1 protein-coding gene is annotated in these 1,329 nt (G+C 46.4%); it reads right to left on the bottom strand.

Features of this window, described 5'->3' with window-relative positions:
- Positions 1-1,329 (bottom strand): Ig-like domain-containing protein (locus tag ACP6PM_RS33635; RefSeq protein ID WP_426591216.1); only part of this gene is annotated, 1,329 nt, incomplete at both ends.

Here is a 1,329-nt window from a genome sequence, read left to right as displayed (position 1 = left end):
TATCGTTGTCGGTGATGTTGAATGTGACTGGGGTGTTGGGGGTTGTTGTGGCAGTGTCATTGCTTAAGGAACCTACCGGAGTTACATCTACGGAAATGTCAGCGGGTGCTAAGGGGTTGCCGTCTGGGTCTTGTGCTACATAAGGAATTGTTGCTGTACCCTCGAAACCATCAATGGGGGTGAAGGTGACGTTGCCATTTTCGTCTACGGTAAATGTGCCTTCTCCGGGGACTGTGAATGTTTGGTCGATATCAGGGGTGCTGGGGTTCAGGTCGATGGTAGTAGGGTCGATGGAACTATCGTTGTCGGTGATGTTGAATGTGACTGGGGTGTTGGGGGTTGTTGTGGCAGTATCATTGCTTAAGGAACCTACCGGAGTTACATCTACAGAAATATCAGCTTCGTTGGATACTGCTCCTAAGTTATCCTGAATAGTATATGTAATGGGAGTAGTCGTACCAGTAAAGTCTGCTTCTGGGGTAAAGGTAATATTTCCGCTATCATCTACTGTATAAGTTCCTTCTCCAGGGAGCGTTATGCTGGTGTCTTGTTCTGGTGTACTTGGGTCAATGTCTACTGTGCTTAGGTCTAGTGTAGTGTCTGGGTCAGTGTCATCATCTGTAATGTTGAAGGTGACTGGTTGCCCTTGTTCTGTACTTTCACTGTTGTCTGTAGCTACAGGTGGCTGGTTGGTTACTGTAACTGTGATATTGGCTGGATTTGATGTATTGTTGTTCTCGTCTGCTATTGTGTAGGGTATGGTCACTTCTCCTACAAAGTCGGTTTCGGGTGTGAAGGTGACATCCCCATTTTCGTCTACGTTGAAAGTACCTTGAGTGGGGACTGTGAATGTTTGGTCAATACCAAGGGTGCTGGGGTCTAGGTCTATGGTGGTTGGGTCTACTACTCCTTCTGGGTCAATATCGTTGTTACTAATATTGAATGTTACTGGTTGGTTGACTGGGGTACTGTCATTGTCGTCTGTGGCTATGGGTGGGTTGTCTATGACTTCTACGGTAATGTTGCCTTGGTTGGTTAGGTTTCCTGTTGTATCTTCTACGGTGTAAGGAATATTTACTTCTCCGACAAACCCTGGTGCGGGAGTAAAAGTTAGTTCTCCATTCTCATCTACTGTAAAGTTTCCTTGGTCTACTGTTAGTGTTTTTTCAATTTCGGTGGTGCTGGGGTCGAGGTCGATGGTTGTTGGGTCGAGCTGAGTTCCTTCATCGGGGATGTCGTTTTCTGTGATGTTGAATGTTACTGGTGTGTCAACCGTGGTACTGGCGTTGTCATCGGTGGCAAATGGTAGTTCTGTGCTAATAGAAACGT

Origin of the sequence: Dapis brunnea BLCC-M229, assembly GCF_050015995.1 — a bacterium.
Lineage (GTDB): Bacteria > Cyanobacteriota > Cyanobacteriia > Cyanobacteriales > Microcoleaceae > Trichodesmium.
Note: the sequence above shows the minus strand (reverse complement) of the source record. Positions and strands in the feature narration are given on the sequence as shown.